At 71.7% G+C, this 18507-nt stretch carries 19 protein-coding genes; 11 read left to right on the top strand and 8 right to left on the bottom strand.

The annotated features are described in order from the left end of the window. Window positions 1-289: 289 nt before the first annotated feature. Entirely contained in the window at window positions 290-958 is a 669-nt protein-coding gene (locus H7965_RS24730) for a hypothetical protein (protein ID WP_186773237.1), read from the bottom strand. Between the two features lie 108 nt (window positions 959-1066). On the opposite strand from H7965_RS24730, the gene H7965_RS24725 reads away from it, so the two are divergent. Together H7965_RS24725 and H7965_RS24720 are read left to right on the top strand one after the other, a co-directional pair. Further along, window positions 1067-2035, top strand: coding sequence for a Bug family tripartite tricarboxylate transporter substrate binding protein (locus H7965_RS24725; protein ID WP_186773236.1), 969 nt, complete (start codon window positions 1067-1069; stop codon window positions 2033-2035). A 282-nt stretch (window positions 2036-2317) separates the two neighbouring features. Beyond that, on the top strand, window positions 2318-2704 hold the full coding sequence (locus H7965_RS24720; RefSeq protein WP_186773235.1) for a nuclear transport factor 2 family protein: 387 nt from the start codon (window positions 2318-2320) through the stop codon (window positions 2702-2704). A 17-nt stretch (window positions 2705-2721) separates the two neighbouring features. Here the strand turns inward: H7965_RS24720 and H7965_RS24715 are convergent, their stop codons facing one another. Next, the gene (locus H7965_RS24715) at window positions 2722-3672 is read right to left on the bottom strand and encodes a tripartite tricarboxylate transporter substrate binding protein (protein ID WP_186773234.1); all 951 of its coding nucleotides are present in this window, start codon (window positions 3670-3672) and stop codon (window positions 2722-2724) included. A 145-nt stretch (window positions 3673-3817) separates the two neighbouring features. Between H7965_RS24715 and H7965_RS24710 the strand changes: the two genes are divergently transcribed. Further along, window positions 3818-4204: a hypothetical protein gene (locus H7965_RS24710; protein WP_186773233.1), complete on the top strand. Its 387-nt coding sequence runs from the start codon at window positions 3818-3820 to the stop codon at window positions 4202-4204. On the opposite strand, the gene H7965_RS24705 is transcribed toward H7965_RS24710, so the two are convergent. Beyond that, entirely contained in the window at window positions 4205-5056 is an 852-nt protein-coding gene (locus H7965_RS24705; RefSeq protein WP_186773232.1) for an alpha/beta fold hydrolase, read from the bottom strand. It lies immediately after the preceding gene. Window positions 5057-5163: 107 nt separating this feature from the next. On the opposite strand from H7965_RS24705, the gene H7965_RS24700 reads away from it, so the two are divergent. Together H7965_RS24700 and H7965_RS24695 are read left to right on the top strand one after the other, a co-directional pair. Beyond that, on the top strand, window positions 5164-6387 hold the full coding sequence (locus H7965_RS24700; RefSeq protein WP_186773231.1) for an MFS transporter: 1224 nt from the start codon (window positions 5164-5166) through the stop codon (window positions 6385-6387). Window positions 6388-6545: 158 nt separating this feature from the next. Next, a complete protein-coding gene (locus H7965_RS24695; RefSeq protein ID WP_186773230.1) occupies window positions 6546-6821 on the top strand; it encodes a DUF1488 family protein in 276 nt (91 codons plus the stop codon). Window positions 6822-6823: 2 nt separating this feature from the next. Here H7965_RS24695 and H7965_RS24690 read toward each other — a convergent pair whose 3' ends face one another. The 3 genes from H7965_RS24690 to H7965_RS24680 all read right to left on the bottom strand — a co-directional run bounded on the left by H7965_RS24690 (window position 6824) and on the right by H7965_RS24680 (window position 9631). Continuing rightward, a complete protein-coding gene (locus H7965_RS24690; RefSeq protein ID WP_186773229.1) occupies window positions 6824-7075 on the bottom strand; it encodes a CDGSH iron-sulfur domain-containing protein in 252 nt (83 codons plus the stop codon). An 80-nt stretch (window positions 7076-7155) separates the two neighbouring features. Beyond that, complete coding sequence (prpB, locus tag H7965_RS24685; protein WP_186773228.1) at window positions 7156-8079, bottom strand: methylisocitrate lyase; 924 nt, start codon at window positions 8077-8079, stop codon at window positions 7156-7158. 181 nt (window positions 8080-8260) lie between these two features. After that, a complete protein-coding gene (locus tag H7965_RS24680) occupies window positions 8261-9631 on the bottom strand; it encodes a sodium:proton antiporter (RefSeq protein WP_186773227.1) in 1371 nt (456 codons plus the stop codon). A gap of 267 nt (window positions 9632-9898) precedes the next feature. Between H7965_RS24680 and H7965_RS24675 the strand changes: the two genes are divergently transcribed. The 6 genes from H7965_RS24675 (at window position 9899) to H7965_RS24650 (ending at window position 15811) form a co-directional block, all read left to right on the top strand. Next, on the top strand, window positions 9899-10762 hold the full coding sequence (locus H7965_RS24675; protein WP_186773226.1) for a CoxG family protein: 864 nt from the start codon (window positions 9899-9901) through the stop codon (window positions 10760-10762). A gap of 32 nt (window positions 10763-10794) precedes the next feature. Next, window positions 10795-11700: an AAA family ATPase gene (locus H7965_RS24670; RefSeq protein WP_186773239.1), complete on the top strand. Its 906-nt coding sequence runs from the start codon at window positions 10795-10797 to the stop codon at window positions 11698-11700. 196 nt (window positions 11701-11896) lie between these two features. Further along, window positions 11897-13114 carry a vWA domain-containing protein gene (locus tag H7965_RS24665; protein WP_229682771.1) on the top strand — a complete coding sequence of 406 codons (1218 nt, stop codon included), beginning with the start codon at window positions 11897-11899 and terminating at the stop codon, window positions 13112-13114. Continuing rightward, a complete protein-coding gene (locus H7965_RS24660; RefSeq protein ID WP_186773225.1) occupies window positions 13111-13431 on the top strand; it encodes an XdhC family protein in 321 nt (106 codons plus the stop codon). The genes H7965_RS24665 and H7965_RS24660 overlap by 4 nt, the downstream gene beginning before the upstream one ends. Further along, window positions 13428-14138, top strand: a complete 711-nt coding sequence (locus tag H7965_RS24655) for an XdhC family protein (protein WP_186773224.1) — start codon at window positions 13428-13430, stop codon at window positions 14136-14138. Before H7965_RS24660 ends, H7965_RS24655 begins: the two co-directional genes overlap by 4 nt. Continuing rightward, window positions 14135-15811: an NTP transferase domain-containing protein gene (locus tag H7965_RS24650; RefSeq protein ID WP_186773223.1), complete on the top strand. Its 1677-nt coding sequence runs from the start codon at window positions 14135-14137 to the stop codon at window positions 15809-15811. The genes H7965_RS24655 and H7965_RS24650 overlap by 4 nt, the downstream gene beginning before the upstream one ends. A gap of 134 nt (window positions 15812-15945) precedes the next feature. On the opposite strand, the gene H7965_RS24645 is transcribed toward H7965_RS24650, so the two are convergent. Next, entirely contained in the window at window positions 15946-17235 is a 1290-nt protein-coding gene (locus H7965_RS24645; protein ID WP_186773222.1) for an amidase, read from the bottom strand. A 278-nt stretch (window positions 17236-17513) separates the two neighbouring features. Then, window positions 17514-18389, bottom strand: a complete 876-nt coding sequence (locus tag H7965_RS24640) for a Bug family tripartite tricarboxylate transporter substrate binding protein (RefSeq protein ID WP_268239775.1) — start codon at window positions 18387-18389, stop codon at window positions 17514-17516. Window positions 18390-18507 lie beyond the last annotated feature (118 nt).

Genomic DNA, 18507 nt, shown 5'->3' with positions numbered 1-18507 from the left:
CGAGTAGTGGCTGCCATAGGCAGGCAGTGCCGTCCGCCCCACCGCAAGCGCCTCACCGGCCACCCGCAGCGCCGACTTCGAAAGCGTCCGCATCGACCACCTCCGGACCGCTCATCCCAAGATAGCCGCCCAAAGTACCCAGCCAAGCCAGGGTTTCAACAGAGCAAGCGCCCATCAGAACCGGGCGCATCCTGGTGTCCTTCCACGGTCTTGCCGCGGAAGGCGTGCCGAAGCGTCGACCGGGAGAAGCCGTCGCCCCCCGGAACCGCGCAGCGGCTTGGTGAGGCGTTCAAGGCGCCCAGGCCGTCTTAGTCCGCAGATACTCCAGCCGGTACACCCCGCGCCGCACCGGCCCTCGGGCGCCGGCCGCCAACAGGGCCGCGTCCGGCAGCAGCGGCGCCAGCGCCTCGGCGTCGGTCGCTTCCAGCAGGATGAACCAGCCGGGCGGCGCGCCGATATCGGGGCGATTGCGCTTCTCCTCCGTCACCACCCCGCTCGCCGCCGCGTCGGCCACGCCGAGATGCGACCCGGTCACCCGCGGCGCGCCCGCCGCCTCCCGCACCAGCGCCGCCAGCGCGGTCTCGGCGGAAGCGTCGGCGTCGAAGCGGATGGTCGCCATCACCCCGCCGACGCCGGGCCCATGGCTGGCGACGACCCGCGCCAGGCCGCGCGAGGTGTCGCGCGAGTGCTTGCCGGCGGCGCGGGTCCAGGGTGTCGGCGCGTTCAGCCGGTTGGTGTAGTCCTGCCCCTGCAGCACCTGCATCGTGTCCACCTCGTAGAGGGTGAACAGCGCCGGATGCGTCGTCGCGTCGATGCCGCGGAAGCGCCGGCCGCGATTGAAGCCGAGGATGCCGACGCGTTCCGACATGTGCTCCTGGATATGCCAGGCGTAGTTCATCGCCCAGCCTTCCTCGGCGACGCCGTTCCAGATCGCCACCACCGCCTCGCCCGCCAGCATCGCTGCCTCCCCTTTCGTGTTGCGGCGATGATGCTGGGCCGTCACCTGCGACGCAACTTGACCGATCCGGGCCCCACCGCCAGCCTCCCGCGAAACAGGGAGACGTCGATGCATCGGATCCACCGCCGCGCGCTGCTCACGGCGCCAGCGCTGCTGGCCGCCACCGGCGCCCGTGCGCAGGGTTTTCCGCAGCGCCCCGTCCGGATCATCTCGCCCTTCACCCCGGGCGGCGGCACGGACACCACGGCGCGGGTGCTGGCGCCGGGGATGGGCGAGTTCCTCGGCCAGCCGGTCATCGTCGAGAACCGGCCCGGCGCCGCCGCCTCGCTCGGCGCCGCGGCGGTTGCCGAGAGCCCGGCGGATGGTCACACGCTGCTCATCGATTCGCTGAACCATGTGGTCAATCCACATCTGCTGCGCGGGCTGCGCTTCGACTACGCCACAGCCTTCACCCCGATTTCGGTGCTGACGATCCTGCCGCAGCTGCTGGTGGTGCCAACCTCGCTGCCGGTGACGACTGTGGCGGAGTTCGTTGCCTGGGCGCGGGCGCGGCCGGGGCGGCTGGCCTTCGGTTCCTCGGGCAATGCCTCGGGCTCGCATCTCGTCAGCACGGTGTTCCTGCAGGAAACCGGGCTCGACCTGCAGCACGTGCCCTATCGCGGCGGCTCGGCGGTACTGCCGGACCTCATCGCCGGCACTGTGGTCTTCGCCTTCGCCACGGTGAACTCGGTGACCGGGCTGGTGCAGGAAGGACGGCTGAGGGCGCTGGCCATCGCCTCGGCGCAGCGGGTGCCGGCCTTGCCCGCGGTGCCGACCATGGCGGAGGCCGGCTATCCCAAGGTGGCGCTCGATGAGTGGAACGGGCTCTATGCCCCGGCCGGCACGCCGCCCGCGGTGCTGGCCCGCATCCATGCCGCGGTCCGCCACGCGATGGCGCAACAGATGGTGCGCGACCGCTTCGCCGGCATCGGCGCCATCCTGGTCGGCAGCCCACCGGAGGAGGCGGCGCGTTACGTTGCCGGGTTGCGGGAGGCGATGGGCCGGCTGGTCCGCGCCGCCAACATCACCGTCGAATAGGGCGGAGGACAGAACCGGGATCGGCGGATTGTGTTCAGGCATGAACCGCACCCGCGGCAGGTCAGGTGCGGCAAAAGAATGCAAGGTTCTGGAGCGGTATCGGGGGCGCTGCCCCCAAGCCCCTGCCGGGGAGATGCGCATCTCCCGGACCCCTGGCGTGGGTTTGGCGTGCTGGCGCGGTCAGGCGCTGCATTTCCTGGCCCGCCGGTCGCAGGGCGGGACTATAGTCGCCCCCCGGCGGCAGCGCCGGCTCTACCTGCTCTCTCAGGGAAGTGGGACATGATGGGAGGCACGAGACCCGCCACGGCCTTCGACTTCGCGGGCCTGAAGCGGGCGCTGGAATCCAGCGACGCAGACGCCCTGACGGGCCTCTACGCCGAGGACGCCGAGATGACGATCGTCGACCGCAACCGGCCGCCGAGCGCCCCCCTGCGCCTGACCGGCCGGACCGCCATAGAGGCGTTCTGGCGAGACGTCTGCGCCCGGGAGATGACCCACCGGGTCGGGCATGAGGTCATCGGTCCGGACCGCGCCGCCTTCGTCGAGGAGTGCGGCTATCCCGACGGCTGCGCCGTGATGTCCGCCATGACACTCGACCTGCAGGCCGGGCGCATCGTGAAGCACCTGACGGTGCAGGCCTGGGACGAGGTGAGCTTCGCCGATAGCTGAGGCCGCAGACGGCGTCGCTACCCGCTGAAGAACTGCCGGTACACCGTCTCCTGCTCCGCCAGGAAGTTGGTGAGCCCGGCGGCATCGAGGTAGCGGAGACCGAAGCCCTGCCCCGCCATGAAGCCGGTAAAGCGGGCATCCGCCACCGTCTCCGCCACCACCGCCTGCAGCCGCGCCAGCACCGGGGCCGGCACGCCGGGCGGCAGCGCCAGCCCGCGCCAGGCGCCGAGGTCGATCGGCCAGCCCTGCTCGATGGCCGTCGGGGCCTGCGGGAAGCCGGGCAGGCGCTCAGGCGCGGTCACCGCCAGGATGCGCGCCTGGCCGCTTTCGACCTGCGCCTTGGCCTCCACCGCGCTGAAGGCGACCGCCTCGATATGCCCGCCCAGCAGGTCGCGGAGGCCGGGCGCGGCGCCGGCGTAGGGGCTGTGGGTCAGCCGGATGCGGAAGTGGCGTTCCAGCTCCAGCGCCGCGATGTGCCAGGTGCCGCCGGGGCCGCTGTTGCCGACCCGCACCGCCTCCGGGTTGCGCCTTGCGTAGTGGATGAACTCGCCAAGGCTGCGCCAGGGCGCATCGGCCCGGACGGTGATGGCGGCGGCATCGACGTTGACCAGCGCCAGCGGCTGCAGGTCACGCCAGGTGATCGGGCTCGGCCCGAGCAGCGGCGAGGTCAGCAGCTGAGCGGAGATGGCGCCAAAACTGGTGCCGTCCGGCACCGCGGTGCGAATCGCCATATGCCCGACCGTGCCATTGCCGCCCGGCCGGTTGAGCACCGCGACCGGCTGGCCGAGCCGCTCCGAGAGCAGCGGCGCCATGGCGCGGAACACCAGATCGGTGCCGCCGCCCGGCGCCCAGGGGATGATCAGGCTGAGCGGGCGGGTTGGCCATGCGGCCGGCTGCGTCCGGGCGGACGGGGCATTGGCTGCCGCCATCCCGGCGGCAAGCAGCATGGTCCGGCGTGGGATCGCCATGGCTCGGTTCCTCCCGATGGCGCCTGTGCCGACGCCTCACGGGCAGCACACCACAGCAGTGCCGGGATGGGAAGCTGACGGAGTGGTGAAACCGCGACCATTCCAACACATGCGAGGCTTAAAGTACGGAACACGGGGAGCGGCGATGCGAGGATTCCTCGGCGCGGGTCTTTTCGTCCTGGCGCTGCTGCCGACGCCGGGCCTGGCGCAGATGGCGCCCTGCGCCGTCCAGCATGGCGGCATGAGTCTGAATGTCGGGGCCATGGCGCTCGACGCCTGCGCCCGCACCATCCAGGCGGCGCAAGGCATCGGCAGCTGGGGCGGCAGGCGGGTGCAGACCGATGGCCGTGGCGGCGTCTACCTCGATGGCCGTTTCGTCGGCACGGCGGTCAATCCCTCGGGCACCGTCGGCAGCCTGCGCGACCGCTGCCTCCACGGCGACACCGCGGCCTGCAACCAGTGGGGGCGGCAGTCCGAGGCGGCGTCGCGGCAGATGGAGCGGATGTACCCGAAGGGCTGGGCGGGACGCTGATCAGCCCTGCGCGTCGAGGCTCCAGCGCCCCCGCTCGACGGTCGAGAAGAACTCCGCCACGGCGCGATTGAAGGCGGCCGGCTCCTCCAGGTTGATCGCGTGGCCGGTGCGCGGCTGCATCCAGAGGCCGCAGTTCGGCAGCACGGTCTTCAGCCAGATGTTGGTCTCGATGCAGGGCCAGTCCTCGTCGCCCACCGCCAGCAGGGTCGGCACCTGCATCCGCCGCAGATCGGCTTCCCAGTCGAAGATCGACTGCCGCTCGCCCTGGAAATGCTTCATCGTCAGCCCGGTGCCGAGCCCGGAGTGCTCCGAGAGCCGCGCCATATAGGCCGTCCAGCCGCGCGGGTCCTTCTTCTTCAGTTGGATGCGGGTCGGTGAATTCCCGGTCTCCTCGGCCAGTTCGCCCGCCCAGCCCTGGGCGATCAGCCGGTTGCCGAGGGTGGTGCAATTGGCGCGGAAGCCAGCCTGCTCCTGCCGCGGCGAGCCGGAGCCGGCGCCGGCCGGGACCAGCGCCGTCGCCATCTCCGGATGACGGATGCCGAACAGCAGGGTGGCGAAGCCGCCCATCGACAGGCCGACGATATGCGCCTTTGGGATGCCGAGATGGCGCAGCACCGCCACCGCATCCGCCACCGCGTAGTCCTGGCCGTAGAGTTTCGGGTCGGTGGGCACGTCGGAGGGCGGGTAGCCGCGCGCCGAATAGGCGATGCAGCGGTATTCGCGGGAGAAGAACCGCATCTGGTCTTCCCACTCGCGGTGGTCGGCGCCGAATTCATGAATGAACAGGATGGGGTGGCCGGTACCGGCCTCCTCGTACCACAGGCGCGCGCCTTCGGCGGGGGCGTAAGGCATGGGCGGTCTCCTTCGTCTCGGTTGCGCCGATCCTGCACCCGATCGCCCGATATGGCATCCCCTCGACAGCGGCAGCGCGGCAGGCCAGGGTGGCGGCAGCGCCAGCCATGCCACGCGATGCGGACGAGACGTCCCGACACCCCCTGCGCCGGGTCTTCGCCAGCCCCGCCTTCCGCCGCCTCTGGGCGGTGGGGGCGATCGCCAATGCCATGCGCTGGGTGGAGATCCTGGTCGCCGCCGTCTTCACCTTCGAGGTCACCGGCTCGGCCTTCGCCGTCTCCGTCGTCGCCATGCTGCGGGCGCTGCCGATGCTGCTGGCCGGCGCGGTGGCCGGCGCCATCGCCGAGGTGCTGGACCGCCGCCGCCTGCTGATGGCCGGCCAGGCGGCGGTGGCCGCCAGCGGCTTCACCATCGCCGGCCTCTCCTTCGCCGGAGCGCTGCAGGTCTGGCACCTGGGCGCCGCCGGGCTGCTGGCCGGGCTGGTCTGGACCGGCGAGATGGCCTCGCGCCGCCGCATGCTGACCGAAGCGGCCGGCGAGCGCGACATGGTGCAGGCCATGGCGCTGGACACGCTGACCAGCAACACCACGCGCATGGCCGGACCGCTGCTCGGCGGGCTGCTCTATGAGTCGGTCGGCATCGGCGCCGCCTATGCGCTGGCCGGCTGCTGCTACCTGACGACCTTCGTCCTGCTTTCCGGCGTACGGCTGCCGCAGGCGCGGCGGGCGCTGAGGCCGCGCCAGGTGCTGCTTGACGTGGCGGAGGGCATTGCCACGGTGCGGCGGCTGCCGGTGCTGCAAGCGGTGGTGCTGGCGACCGTCGCGATGAACGTCTTCGCCTTCAGCTTCACCACCGTGCTGCCGGCACTCGGCACCCTGGCCTATGGCGCGACGCCGCTGCAGATCGGCCTGCTGACCGCGGCCGAGCCGGCCGGGGCGCTGTTGGCCGGGTTGGTGCTGGCGACGCGGCGGGCCGCGCCGCTGTCAGCGCTGGCGATGCTGGCGGGCTGCGGCGGCTTCATGCTGGCGCTGCTGCTGCTGCCGCTGATGCCGCTGCTCTGGCTGGCGGTCGGGCTGCTGCTGCTGGGCGGCTGCGGCAGTTCCCTGTTCGCCGCGTTGCAGACCGCGCTGGCGGTGACCGCGGCGCCGCCCGAGGCGCGGTCCCGGGTGCTGGGGCTGGTGACCACCTGCATCGGCACCGGGCCGTTCGGCGTGCTGCTGATGGGGGCGCTGGCGGATGCGCTGGGGCCACGCAGCGCCATCCCGATCATAGCGGCGGCGGGGCTGGCGCTGCTGGTCGTCGGTGGCGCGGTGACCTTGCGGCGGCGGTGACGCCGGCTGCGGCGGAGGGCAGCCCCGTGCCGCTTGTCACATATTGAAACAGCATTGCCGGATCACCATATCCAGCCGACGGGACACTGCGCCAGGGTCCGCGCCGGGGTGCCACCCCAACCAGCCCGCGCGGCGCCGCGGCGGAAAGGATTCCCTGCATGCCGCGTGCTGCCCGCGCTCCCACTGCCGCCCGCCTCGATGGTCGTCGCGTGCTGTTCGCCGTGCAGCAGGATGGCGTCGATGTGCGTTGCGCCATTTCCCTGAACGCGCTGCAGGACATCAGCGAGCGGCGCTACGTGAAGCCGGCCGAAGTGCTGCAATGCTTCGCGGCGGCGCAGCTGCGCATCGAGGCGGCGGCACGCCACAAGCTTACCACCCGTAGCATGCCGGAGGGTGGGCTGCTCAACCTCTGGTCGGATGATTTCGAGGCCTGAGGCTACAGCGCCTTGTGCCGGCCATCACAGAGCGGCGCCTTGCCGGTGCGCTTGCAGCCGCAGAACCAGGCGCGACCGTCCTTCTCCGCGGTGTATTTCAGCGGCGCGAAGGCCCCGCCCTTGTGCTTGCCGTCGCAGAAGGGCTGCTTCGCCGAGAGCCCGCAGACGCACCAGTAGTAGGTCTTGCCGGCCTCGACTTCGACCGGATAGGGCGCCTTCTGCGGGGTGGCGGGCTGCGGCGTCGTGTCGGACATTGTTCTTCCTCCCAGGGATGCGGCGCCAGCATCCGCCCGCCGCACCGCCTCTGTCCAGGGAAGGAGCGTTGCCCTTGGGGTCAGCTCCGCTGCGGCATCGCCTGCGGGATCACCGTCGTCACCAGCGTGGCGTCCAGCGCCTCGTAGTCATGGTAGCCGATGGTGGCGTAGAGCTCGGCGCGGGTCTGCATGCGGTCGACCATCTTGTGCGTCCCGCCCTCCTTGCGGATAGAGGTGTAGAGCTCCTCCATCGCCTTGGCGGCGACCCGCAGGTGGGAGACCGGCCAGATCACCATGCCATAGCCCATCGCCTCGAACTCAGCGGCGGTGAAGAAGGGCGTGCGGCCGAACTCGGTCATGTTGGCCAGCAGCTTCACCCCCGGCATGCGGGCGGCGAATTCCTTGAACATCTCCGCGGTGACCAGCGCCTCGGGGAAAATCGCATCGGCCCCGGCGTCCAGGTAGAGCTTGGCGCGCGCCACCGCGCCATCCATGCCCTCGCTGGCCGCGGCATCGGTGCGGGCGATGATGTAGAGGTGCTTGCGGGCCTTGCGGGCGGCGGCGACCTTGGCCGCCATGTCATGCGCATCGGCCAGCTTCTTGTCGTTCAGGTGGCCGCATTTCTTCGGCAGCAGCTGGTCTTCCAGATGCACCGCGCCGGCGCCGGCTTCCTCGAAGCTGCGCACCATGTGCATGACGTTCAGCGCCTCGCCATAGCCGGTGTCGCCATCGACCAGCATCGGCAGGCCGGCGGCGCGGCTGACCTGGCGGATCCAGAAGCAGACCTCGTCCACGGTGATCATGCCGAGGTCGGGCAGCCCCATCGTCGCCGTCATCGCCGCGCCGGAGAGGTAGAGCGCCTCGAACCCCTGCCGCTTCGCCAGCAGCGCGGCGATGCCCATGTGCGCGCCCGGCATCTGCAGGATGCCCGGCCGCTCCAGCAGGCGGCGGAAGCGGAGGCCGGCGGGCTCGTCCGGGACGTCGGCGCCGATGACGTAGGGCATTGCGGTCTCTCCTTATTCTCGCCCGGCAGATGGCCGCCGGGCGCCGCACCTGTCAATTCCCTGAGGCGGAACACCGTGCCGGAGCAGGCATCCGCCGTGCAAACGACGAGATGCCGCGGCTTGGCGCCCGGGCATGGGCGCCAACCGCGGTAGCCGCGGTAGCCGCGGCGCATCGCCCGCCTCAGCGGAAGAACACCAGGGTCACCAGCACGAACAGCGGCACCAGGATCGCCAGCGCCCAGACGCAGTAGCCGAAGAAGCTCGGCATCCGCACGCCCTGCTCCTCGACGATCGCCTTGACCATGAAATTCGGCGCATTGCCGATGTAGCTGTTGGCCCCCATGAACACCGCGCCGCAGGAGACCGCCGCCAGGGTCAGCGCCCCCTGCCCCATCAGCGCCACGGCATCGCCGCTCGCCAGGTTGAAGAACACCAGATAGGTCGGCGCATTGTCGAGGAAGGAGGAGAGCCCGCCGGTCAGCCAGAAATAGACCCAGGGGATGGGCTCGCCGGCAGCGGTCGAGGTCAGCCCGACCAGCCCGGCCGCCGCCCCGGCCGGCCCGGCCTTCAGGATCGCCAGCACCGGCGCCATGCAGATGAAGATGGCGGCGAACAGCTTCGCCACCTCCGCCATCGCGCCCCAGGCGAATCCATTCGCCTCCCGCAACCTGGGGGGCGTCACCCGCATCGAGACCACCGTGATGCCGAGGAAGGCGAGGATCGCCAGCAGCCGCTCCGCCCCGATCCGGTCGCCGAACACCGCAACCTCGCCCGGCTGCCAGAAGCCCTGCGCCAGTACCACCGCGACGATGCAGGCGATCAGCGCGAGGTTCGGCCAGCCCTCGATCGCCAGCGGCTGGCGTGCCGCGACCACCGGCGCCCGCGGCTGCTCCCGCGCCCAGAGCCAGCTGTCGAGCAGCCAGTAGAGGCCGAGCAGCAGCACCGCGCAGAACAGGAACTCGCTGAACATATGCGTGGTGGTCCAGAAGAAGCTCACCCCCTTCAGGAAGCCGAGGTAGAGCGGCGGGTCGCCGAGCGGGGTCAGCGACCCGCCGATGTTGCTCACCAGGAAGATGAAGAAGACGAAGCTGTGAGTCTTGCGCCGGCGGAAGGCATTGGCCCGGATCAGCGGCCGGATCAGCACCATGGAGGCGCCGGTGGTGCCCATCACCGAGGCGGCCAGCGTGCCCACCGCCAGCAGCGCAGTATTGGTCGCCGGCGTGCCGACCAGCGTGCCCTTCAGCAGCACCCCGCCACCGGTGGTGTAGAGCGCCAGCAGCAGGGCGATGAAGGGGATGTATTCCTGCAGCAGCACATGCCAGATCTCGGCCGCCATCGGCGCCAGGCCGAAGGCGGCGGCGAAGGGCAGCATCAGCAGCAGCGCCCAGCCGGCGGCGATCTTGCCGTAGTGATGGTGCCAGATGTGCCCCGCCAGCAGCGGCATCAGCGCGATCGACAGCAGCAGCCCGGCGAAGGGCAGCCCCCAGAGCAGGCCAAGCGAGGCCGGATCCACCGCCTCCGCCGCCCCCGCCGGTCCCGCCCAGACAAGCATCAATGCCGCCGGCGGCACCGCCGCCCAACCACCCCTCGCCACCCGCTCACCCCCTCGGACATTTCGGCGATGCTACAACAAGCCGGCCGAGGTCACGAGGCCGGCCGGGGTGCGAGAACGGACCGGTTCGCCGGGCGTTCGATTGGCGAAATCCACATCCGTGGCGGCCGGAATGCCCGGCCGATCCGCCAGAACCGCCCGCGGCCAGCGGGGGTTTCCCTCATCGGGCCCGGCCACTAAGGTCCGGGCCAAACTCGGGAGCAGAGCATGGAAATGACCGGCGAGCGGCGCATCCCCGCGCCGCGCCAGCAAGTCTGGGAAGCCCTGAACGACCCGGAGGCGCTGCGCGCCGCCATCCCCGGCTGCGAATCCGTCGAGCGTGTCGCCGAGGACCAATTCCAGGCCCGGGTCGCGGTGAAGCTGGGTCCGATGGCGGCGAAATTCGGCGGCAAGGTGAAGCTTGAGAACCTAAACCCGCCGGCCAGCTACACCATCTCCGGCGAGGGCAACGGCGGCGCCATGGGCTTCGCCAAGGGCGGCGCCGATGTGGCGCTGGAGGAGGTCTCGGCCGCTGAGACCCTGCTGAAGTACAACGTCAAGGCGCAGGTCGGCGGCAAGATGGCGCAGCTCGGCGCCCGGCTGATCGACAGCACGGCGAAGCAGATGGCCGACCAGTTCTTCGACCGCTTCGCTGCCAATCTCAGCCCGGCGCCCGAGCTGGTCGCCACCACCGCTTCGCCCGGTTCGGGCGATGTCGGGATCACCGAGACGCCACGCAGCGCGCCGGAGGATGCCGCCAATGCCGCCGCCATGGCGGCGACCCGCAGCCCGGCCAATCGCGCCGCCACCGACGTAAGAGTGGCGACGGCTGCGGCGGGCGGCACGGCCACCGGCACCGATACCGAATACCTCGGCGACCTCGCCGCGCCCGGGCCGCTGACCCAGCATGGCGCCGAGGGGCCGAGCGCCGGCGGCGGCAAGCCGGTCCACCGCCCCAACCCGCGCGCGGTGGATGCCGAGGCGATCCGCCCACTGCGGCTGCTGCTGCAGATCGAGCCCTTCGGCCTGCCCCTGCAATTCTGGGGCGGCAGCGTCATCATGCTGATCATCCTGGCGTTGATGTTCCTGTGAGCGCGTCCGACCGGCCGGGCCCCAGCGCGACGCTGGATCGAGCGCAGCTTCCCGCGACGGTCGAGGCGACGCAGCAACTGCTCGCCGCCGGCGGCTATGTCGCCGACCGGGCGCTGGCGACCACGGTGCACCTGGCGCTGCGCATGGGACGGCCGCTGTTCCTCGAAGGCGAGCCCGGCACCGGCAAGACCGAGATCGCCAAGGTCCTGGCCGCCGGGCTGCCGCGCAAGCTGGTCCGGCTGCAATGCTACGACGGGCTCGACCTCTCGGCCGCGGCCTATGAGTGGAACCACGCGAAGCAGCTCATGGCGATCCGCCTGGCCGAGGCGAGCGGCTCGGCCAGCGACCGCGCGGCGCTGGAACGCGGCATCTACGACCGCGCCTTCCTGCAGGAACGCCCGCTGCTGCAGGCGCTGACCGGCGAGCCCGCGGTGCTGCTGATCGACGAGCTGGACCGCGCCGACGAACCCTTCGAGGCCTTCCTGCTGGAGGTGCTGGCGGATTTCCAGGTGACGGTGCCGGAGCTCGGCACCATCCGGGCGGCGACGCCGCCGGTCGTCATCATCACCTCCAACCGCACGCGCGAGGTGCATGACGCGATCCGCCGGCGCTGCCTCTACCACTGGGTGGACTACCCCGACGCCGCGCGCGAGCGCGCCATCCTGAGGATCCGCGCCCCGGGCATGCCGGAACGGCTCTCCGCCGAGGTCGTCGCCTTCGTCCAGAAGCTGCGCGGCGGCGACTACTTCAAGCTGCCCGGTGTCGCCGAAACCATCGACTGGGCCGCCGCCCTCTCGGCCCTCGACGCCCGCGAACTGGAACCCGCCGCGGTCGACGAAACCCTGGGCGTACTCCTGAAGTACCAGGACGACATCGCCAAGCTGCGCGGCGCCGAAGCGGCCAAGCTCGTCGCCGAGGCCAAGCAGGCCGCGGCGTGATGTCGGCGTGCGGGGTGTTTCGCAGGGGGCGCTGTCCCCTGCACCCCCGCCGGGGGCCAGGCGGCCCCTGGACCGGCCTGGGTCATTGCCGTCCCGAGGCCTCCCTGGAGGGTGCCTCGGGACGACGATCAAACCCACATAGAGGTCCGGTCCCCGGCGGGGCGCAGGGGCAGAGCCCCTGCGGCACCACCCCCGCATGAGCGAGTTCACCGCCATGGCCGGGCTCGTCTCCGCGCCAGGGGCCGCTTTGGCGGCGAATATCCTGGCCTTTGGGCGGTTGTTGCGGCGGGCCGGGGTGCCGGTGGGGTCGACCGAGGGGTTGGCGGCGATGGAGGCCTTGTCACTGGTGGATATCGGCGACCGACGCCAGGTGCATGCCGCCTTGCGGGCGGTGATGGTGCGCCGGCGCGAGCATTTCCCGGTGTTCGACCAGGCTTTCCTGCTGTTCTGGCGCGATCCGGAGGCCGGGCGGAATGCCGCCGCCATGGCGCTGATGGACGGAATGAAGGAGCAGGCCAAGCCGCCACCGGGCAGCCGCCGGCTGGCCGAGGCCATGGCGCCGCAGCGGCCGCCGCGCCCGCCGCCGCAGCCGCCCGAGGAACGCCCGCCGGTCGATGTGGCGATGACCGTCAGCGAGCGCGAGCGGCTGCAGACCATGGATTTCGAAGCGATGTCGGCGGCCGAGATCGCCGCCGCCAAATCCGAGATCCGCAAGCTGGTGCTGTCGCTGGACGCCCGCCCGACCCGCCGCTTCCGGCCGGATCCGCTGGGCCCCTCGGTGGATTTGCGCGGCACCATCCGCGCCAGCCTGCACCAGGGCGGCGAGATCCTGAGCCTGGAGCGCCGCCGCCGCGTCACCCGGCCGCCGCCGCTGGTGGCGCTCTGCGACATCTCCGGCAGCATGTCGCGCTACGCCCAGGTGCTGCTGCACTTCCTGCATGCGGTGACCAACGACCGCGACCGCGTCCACAGCTTCCTGTTCGGTACCAGGCTGACCAATGTCACGCGGCAGTTGCGCCACCGCGATGCCGAGGTGGCCTTCGAACTGGTCTCGCACATCGTGCCGGACTGGTCGGGCGGCACGCGGATCGGCGAATCCCTGGAACTCTTCAACAAGCAGTGGTCGCGCCGGGTGCTCGGCCAGGGCGCGGTGGTGCTGCTGATCACCGACGGGCTCGACCGCGAAGGTGCCAAGGGGCTGGCCGAGGCGACGGCCCGGCTGCGCCGGTCCTGCCGCCGGCTGATGTGGCTCAATCCCCTGTTGCGCTACGCCGGGTTCCAGCCCAGATCCCAGGGCATCCGGGCGATGTTGCCGCATGTGGACGAGTTCCGTCCGGTGCATAATCTGGAAAGCCTGCGCGCGTTGGTGGCGACGCTGAGCGGACCGCAGCAGGTCAGGAGAATGGCCGCATGAGCGATTCCGAGGATGTGCTGGCGACCGCCGCCAACTGGCGCGCCGCCGGCGAGACCGTGGCACTGGCGACGGTGGTGGAGACCTGGGGCAGCAGCCCGCGCCCGGCCGGCTCCCGGCTGGCGGTCAGCGCTTCCGGCAAGCTGGCCGGCAGCGTCTCCGGCGGCTGCATCGAGGGCGCGGTGGCCGATGCGGCGAAGCAGACCATGGCGAGCGGCACGCCGCAGCTGCTGGATTTCGGCATCTCCGACGAGCGCGCCTGGGAGGTGGGGCTCGCCTGCGGCGGCAAGCTGAAGGTCTTCGTGGAGAAGTTGGCGTGACGCCCGATATCCTGGCGGCGTTGCAGGCGGCGAAGGAGGCCAAGCGCCCGGTCGCCCTGCTGACCCGGCTTTCGGATGGCCAGCAGCGCCTGTGGCCCGATGCCGAGGTGCCGGCACCGCTGGCCGAGGCCGCCGCGGCGGCGCTGCGCGATGATGCCGCGGGTAACGTCACCCTGGATGGCGAAGCCTGGTTCATCCACCCGCACAACCCACCCTTGCGGCTGATCGTTGTTGGCGCGGTGCATATCGCCCAGGCGCTGGTGCCGATGGCACAGGCAGTGGGTTTCGCGGTGACGGTAGTGGACCCGCGCCGCGCCTGGGCCACCGCCGAGCGCTTCCCCGGCATCACCCTGATCCATGAGTGGACGGATGACGCCGTCGCCGCCCTGGCGCCGGACAGCCGCACCGCTGTGGTGACGCTGACGCATGACCCGAAGCTGGACGATCCGGGCCTCGACGTCGCGCTGAAGTCGGATTGCTTCTACATCGGCGCCCTCGGCAGCCGCCGCACCCATGCGAAGCGCGTGGCGCGGCTGGTCGAGGCCGGGCACGGCGAGGCCGCCCTCGCCCGCATCCACGCCCCGGTGGGGCTGAACATCGCGGCGGTGACGGCGCCGGAGATCGCGCTGTCGATCCTGGCCGAGGTCGTCGCCGCCCGCCGCGGCGCCGCCCTGGCGCAGCGTGCCGCCCCGGCGGCCGCGGCATGATCTTCGGCCCGACCCCGCTCGACGAGGCGCGCGGCGCCGTGCTGGCGCATACCGTGCGGCTGAACGGCAAGGTGCTGAAGAAGGGCACCGTGCTGGACCAGGCGGCGATCGCCGCGCTGCAGGCCGGCGGCCATGGCAGCGTCATCGCCGCCCGGCTGGAGCCCGGCGACGTGCCGGAGAACGAGGCGGCCGACCGTCTCGCCAACGCGCTGATGGGCCCGTTGCTGGCGCGGTCCCGCGCGTCCACCGGGCGGGTCAACCTCTTCGCCGATGCCGCCGGGCTGCTGGTGGTGAATGCCTCGGCGGTCGACCGGCTGAACGCGCTGGATGAATCCCTTACCGTGGCGACCTTGCCCAGCTACGTGCCGGTGGCGGCGAAGGAGATGGTGGCAACCATCAAGGTCATCCCCTTCGCGGTGCCCGGCCCGGTGCTGCAGGTGGCTGAGGCCCAGGCGCGGCAGTCGGCGCAGACCGGGCCGGGCCGGCCGGGCGGCCCGGTGCTGGCGGTGCATCCCTTCCGGCCGCTGAAGGTCGGGCTGGTGCTGACCGAGCTGCCGGGGGTCAAGGAAAGCGTCATGGAAGGCGCGGTCGAGGTGACGCGCGACCGGGTGGAGGCGCTGTGCGGCACGCTGTTGCCGCATGAGCGGGTGCGGCACGAGACACCGGCGATCGCCGATGCGCTGAACCGGCTGCGCCGCCAGGGCGCGCAGGTGCTGCTGATCGCCGGGGCTTCGGCCGTGGTGGACCGGCGCGACGTCGGGCCGGCGGCGATCGTCCGCGCCGGCGGCGCCATCGACCACTTCGGCATGCCGGTCGACCCCGGCAACCTGATCTGCCTCGGCCATATCGACGGCATTCCGGCGCTGGTGCTGCCGGGCTGCGCCAAATCGCCGAAGCTGAACGGCATCGACTGGGTGCTGCAGCGGCTCTTCGCCGGGCTGAAGGTTACGGCGCGCGACGTGATGGGCATGGGCGTCGGCGGGCTGCTGAAGGAGATCGATGTCCGGCCGCTGCCGCGCGAGCAGGCGGCCAATACCCCGCCCCCGGCCCAGGCGCCGCGGCGCGGCCGCAAGGTGGCGGCGCTGGTGATGGCGGCCGGGCGCAGCCGGCGCATGGCGCCGCTCAACAAGCTGCTGGTGCCCGATGACGCCGGGGTGCCGATGGTGACCCGGGTGGTGGACAACGCCCTCGCCTCCCGCGCCCGGCCGGTGGTGGTGGTGACAGGCTACGAGCGGGAGCGGGTGGAGCAGGCGCTGACCGGCCGCGCGGTGATCTTCGCCCATGCCGAGGACTACGCCGAGGGGCTGTCGGCCAGCCTCAGGGCCGGGCTGGCGGCGCTGCCGCCGGACGTTGAGGGGGTGGTGATCTGCCTCGGCGACATGCCGCTGGTGGCCGGGCCGATGATCGACCGGCTGCTGGCCGCCTTCGACCCGGAGGAGGGCCGCGCCATCGTCATGCCGACCTTCCGCGGCAAGCAGGGCAACCCGATGTTGTGGTCGAAGGAATTCCTGCCGGAGATGATGACCATCACCGGCGATGTCGGCGCCCGGCACCTGGTGGGCAAGCATGCCGACCGCGTGGCCGAGGTGGAGATGGCCGATGACGCGGTGCTGCGGGATTTCGATACGACGGATGCGCTGAAGAAGGCGCCGGGGTTCGCGGGGGTACGCTGACCTTTCCGCGAAGCGGTTTTGCAGGGGGCGGATTTTCGGTCCCGATCGGTGCTTCGGCATGCCTTCCGCGGCAAGGCCGCGGAAGGACGAGGCGTGCCATCCGGCGGCGTGCTTCAGGCCTTCGGCGGTTCCCTCTACCCCGCTGCCTGCCGCACCCATTCGCCCCACGCCAGCGCCTCCCGGTCTCGCCTGAAAGCTGTCACGATCTGCGCGCCGAGCGGCAGGCCCTTCGGCCCGGTGCCGACCGGTACGGTCACGCAGGGCACGTGCAGCAGGGTCCACAGCGAGTTGAAAGCCGGCTCGCCGGTGGCGCCGATGCCTTCCGGCGCCTCGCCCGGGGCACTTGGCGTGAGGATGGCATCGAAGGGGGCGATCACCTCGGCGAAGGCGGCGCGGGCGGTGGCGAAGGCGGCGCGGGCGGCCTCCAGAACGGCCCGCGGCTGGTCGCGACCCCATTCCATCCGCTCCCGCAGCCCGGGTGAGAGCTGGGCCGCAGCGTGGTCCAGCTCCCAGGCCAGGGCCTCGGCGGATTCCCCGTTCATCACCAGCGGATGCGCCTCCAGCCCGGCGGCCACGGCCGGCGGCATCTCCAGCGCGGTGACCGTGGCGCCGGCCTTGGCCGCGGCGGTGGCGACGCGCTCGATCAGCGCGCGGGTCTCGGGCGCCGCCCGGTCGGCGGTCGGGCCCCAGCAGAGGCCGAGCTTCGGCGCCCGCGCCGGCTTCGCCTCCGGGTCGCCGTAGTCGCCGCCGGTCAGCCCGGTCATGACCGATGCCGCATCGGCAACGCTGCCGGTGATGACGCCGATGGTGTCGAGCGATTCGCTCATCACCTTCATCCCGGCCCGGTGCAGCGTGCCCCAGGACGGTTTGAAGCCGACCGCGCCGCAGAAGGCGGCGGGGCGAATGATGCTGCCGGCGGTCTGGGTGCCGAAGCCGGCATGGAAGAACCCCGCCCCTGCCCCCGCCGCCGAGCCGGAGGAGGAGCCGCCCGGCGTATGCGCCGGGTTGTGCGGATTGGTCGTCGCCCCGGGATGGCGGGTGGCGAATTCGGTCGTCACCGTCTTGCCGAGGATGATGCCGCCCGCCCGCCGCGCCAGGGCAACGCAGGCGGCGTCGCTGCGCGGCCGATGCCCGGCCCAGATCGCCGAGCCGTACTGCGAGGGCTGGTCGGCGGTATCCAGCACATCCTTCACGCCGAAGCCGAGGCCGGCGAGCGGCAGGCGACGCCCGGCCTTCACCGCCGCATCCACCGCCGCCGCCTGGCGCAGGGCCAGCGCCGGGTCGAGGTGGATGAAGGCGCGCACCACCGGCTCCCGCGCCGCGATGCGGGCGAGCAGGGCTTCGGTGAGGGCGATGGCGGAAAGGCGGCCGTCGCGGATGCGGCGGGCGGCCTCGGCGGCGGGCGGTGCGGCGGGATCGGTCATGCGGGCAGCTTAGGCCGGGATATGTTGCGCTGCGAAGTGGCGTGTTGGGGGTGCTGTCCCACGGGCGCCGGCATGACGGATACTATGGGGCTTAAAGGTGAAGACAGGAGCCGGCACCGGACGCCGCGGCAATACCAGCAGCATGAATCCTCCATTCATGCCGGGCACCTGAAGGCGCGACGCGCCGAGTGCTGCGTGGCCAAGGTTGCGGCGCAATCCGCCCGGCGGCCGAGGGCCGTTTCCGTCAATAAGGCGATGCCGCCCCTCTGCCGTGCGCTCTACCGCGGCCGCGCCGCCACCGTCATCACCTCCCGCCACCGCGTCATCTCCGCCAGGATATGGGCGCGGAATGCGGCCGGGCTATTGCCGACCGGCGGGCCGCCCATCTCGCCGATGCGCCGTGCCACCTCGGGTTCCGCCAGCGCCGCCACGGCTGCCACATGCAGTGCCCGCACCGCCTCCTCCGGCACCCCGGCGGGTGCCAGCAACCCGTACCAGCCGCCGGCCGAGAATCCCGGAAAGCCCTGCTCCGCCATGGTCGGCACCGCCGGCAGCAGCGGCGCGCGCGCAAGGCTCGTCACCCCCAGCGCCCGTAGGGCCCCGCCTGACAGATGCGGCGCCACCAGCACTAGATTCTCGATGGTGAAGGGAAACTCCCCGGCGATCACCGCCAGCATCGCCGGCGCGCTGCCGGGGTAATGCACCGGCGCCGCCGGAAAGCCGGCCGCCTGACGGAAGGCCTCCTGCGCCAGCAGCTGCGGCGAGCCGACGCCGGGGGTCGGATAGAGCACCTCCCGCCCATCCGCCCGGAGCTCCGCCACCAGCCCCGACAGGTCCTGGAAGGGGGAGGCGCTGCGCACCACCAGCACCAGTGGCGTCGTGTTCAGCAGGGTGATCGGGGTCAGGTCGGCCAGCGGGTCGTAGCCAAGCTGCGTCTCGGTGATCGGCGAGATGGCGAGCGGCCCGCTGCTGCCGACCAGCAGCGTATGCGCATCGCCGCGCGCCCGCGCCACCAGCGCGGTGCCGACATTGCCGCCAGCGCCGGCACGGTTCTCCACCACCACGGGCTCGCCGAGCCGGCGGCCATCGGCTCGGCGATCAGCCGGCCGAGCTGGTCGAGGAGTAAGCGTCAGCCAATCCTTCCTATTACCCACATTTTCGAACGGGAGCGGCGGAACCGGGGTAGCATTGATGGACTGGATGCCGTGCGTTGCGTGACACGAGGCGGCAATGCCGAAGGGGTCAGAACGGACGGGCGACAGTGTCTCGGTC

This window comes from Siccirubricoccus deserti, assembly GCF_014283215.1.
GTDB lineage: Bacteria > Pseudomonadota > Alphaproteobacteria > Acetobacterales > Acetobacteraceae > Siccirubricoccus > Siccirubricoccus deserti.
Note: the sequence above shows the minus strand (reverse complement) of the source record. Positions and strands in the feature narration are given on the sequence as shown.

What these genes read in the sequence shown, in the direction of transcription:
- H7965_RS24730 (WP_186773237.1), bottom strand. Translation starts at nt 958, where the DNA reads ATGCTGGCGGGCGAGGCGGTGGTGGCGATCTGGAACGGCGTCGCCGAG.
- H7965_RS24725 (WP_186773236.1), top strand. Translation starts at nt 1,067, where the DNA reads ATGCATCGGATCCACCGCCGCGCGCTGCTCACGGCGCCAGCGCTGCTG.
- H7965_RS24720 (WP_186773235.1), top strand. Translation starts at nt 2,318, where the DNA reads ATGGGAGGCACGAGACCCGCCACGGCCTTCGACTTCGCGGGCCTGAAG.
- H7965_RS24715 (WP_186773234.1), bottom strand. Translation starts at nt 3,672, where the DNA reads ATGGCGATCCCACGCCGGACCATGCTGCTTGCCGCCGGGATGGCGGCA.
- H7965_RS24710 (WP_186773233.1), top strand. Translation starts at nt 3,818, where the DNA reads ATGCGAGGATTCCTCGGCGCGGGTCTTTTCGTCCTGGCGCTGCTGCCG.
- H7965_RS24705 (WP_186773232.1), bottom strand. Translation starts at nt 5,056, where the DNA reads ATGCCTTACGCCCCCGCCGAAGGCGCGCGCCTGTGGTACGAGGAGGCC.
- H7965_RS24700 (WP_186773231.1), top strand. Translation starts at nt 5,164, where the DNA reads ATGCCACGCGATGCGGACGAGACGTCCCGACACCCCCTGCGCCGGGTC.
- H7965_RS24695 (WP_186773230.1), top strand. Translation starts at nt 6,546, where the DNA reads ATGCCGCGTGCTGCCCGCGCTCCCACTGCCGCCCGCCTCGATGGTCGT.
- H7965_RS24690 (WP_186773229.1), bottom strand. Translation starts at nt 7,075, where the DNA reads ATGTCCGACACGACGCCGCAGCCCGCCACCCCGCAGAAGGCGCCCTAT.
- prpB (WP_186773228.1), bottom strand. Translation starts at nt 8,079, where the DNA reads ATGCCCTACGTCATCGGCGCCGACGTCCCGGACGAGCCCGCCGGCCTC.
- H7965_RS24680 (WP_186773227.1), bottom strand. Translation starts at nt 9,631, where the DNA reads ATGCTTGTCTGGGCGGGACCGGCGGGGGCGGCGGAGGCGGTGGATCCG.
- H7965_RS24675 (WP_186773226.1), top strand. Translation starts at nt 9,899, where the DNA reads ATGGAAATGACCGGCGAGCGGCGCATCCCCGCGCCGCGCCAGCAAGTC.
- H7965_RS24665 (WP_229682771.1), top strand. Translation starts at nt 11,897, where the DNA reads ATGAGCGAGTTCACCGCCATGGCCGGGCTCGTCTCCGCGCCAGGGGCC.
- H7965_RS24660 (WP_186773225.1), top strand. Translation starts at nt 13,111, where the DNA reads ATGAGCGATTCCGAGGATGTGCTGGCGACCGCCGCCAACTGGCGCGCC.
- H7965_RS24650 (WP_186773223.1), top strand. Translation starts at nt 14,135, where the DNA reads ATGATCTTCGGCCCGACCCCGCTCGACGAGGCGCGCGGCGCCGTGCTG.
- H7965_RS24645 (WP_186773222.1), bottom strand. Translation starts at nt 17,235, where the DNA reads ATGACCGATCCCGCCGCACCGCCCGCCGCCGAGGCCGCCCGCCGCATC.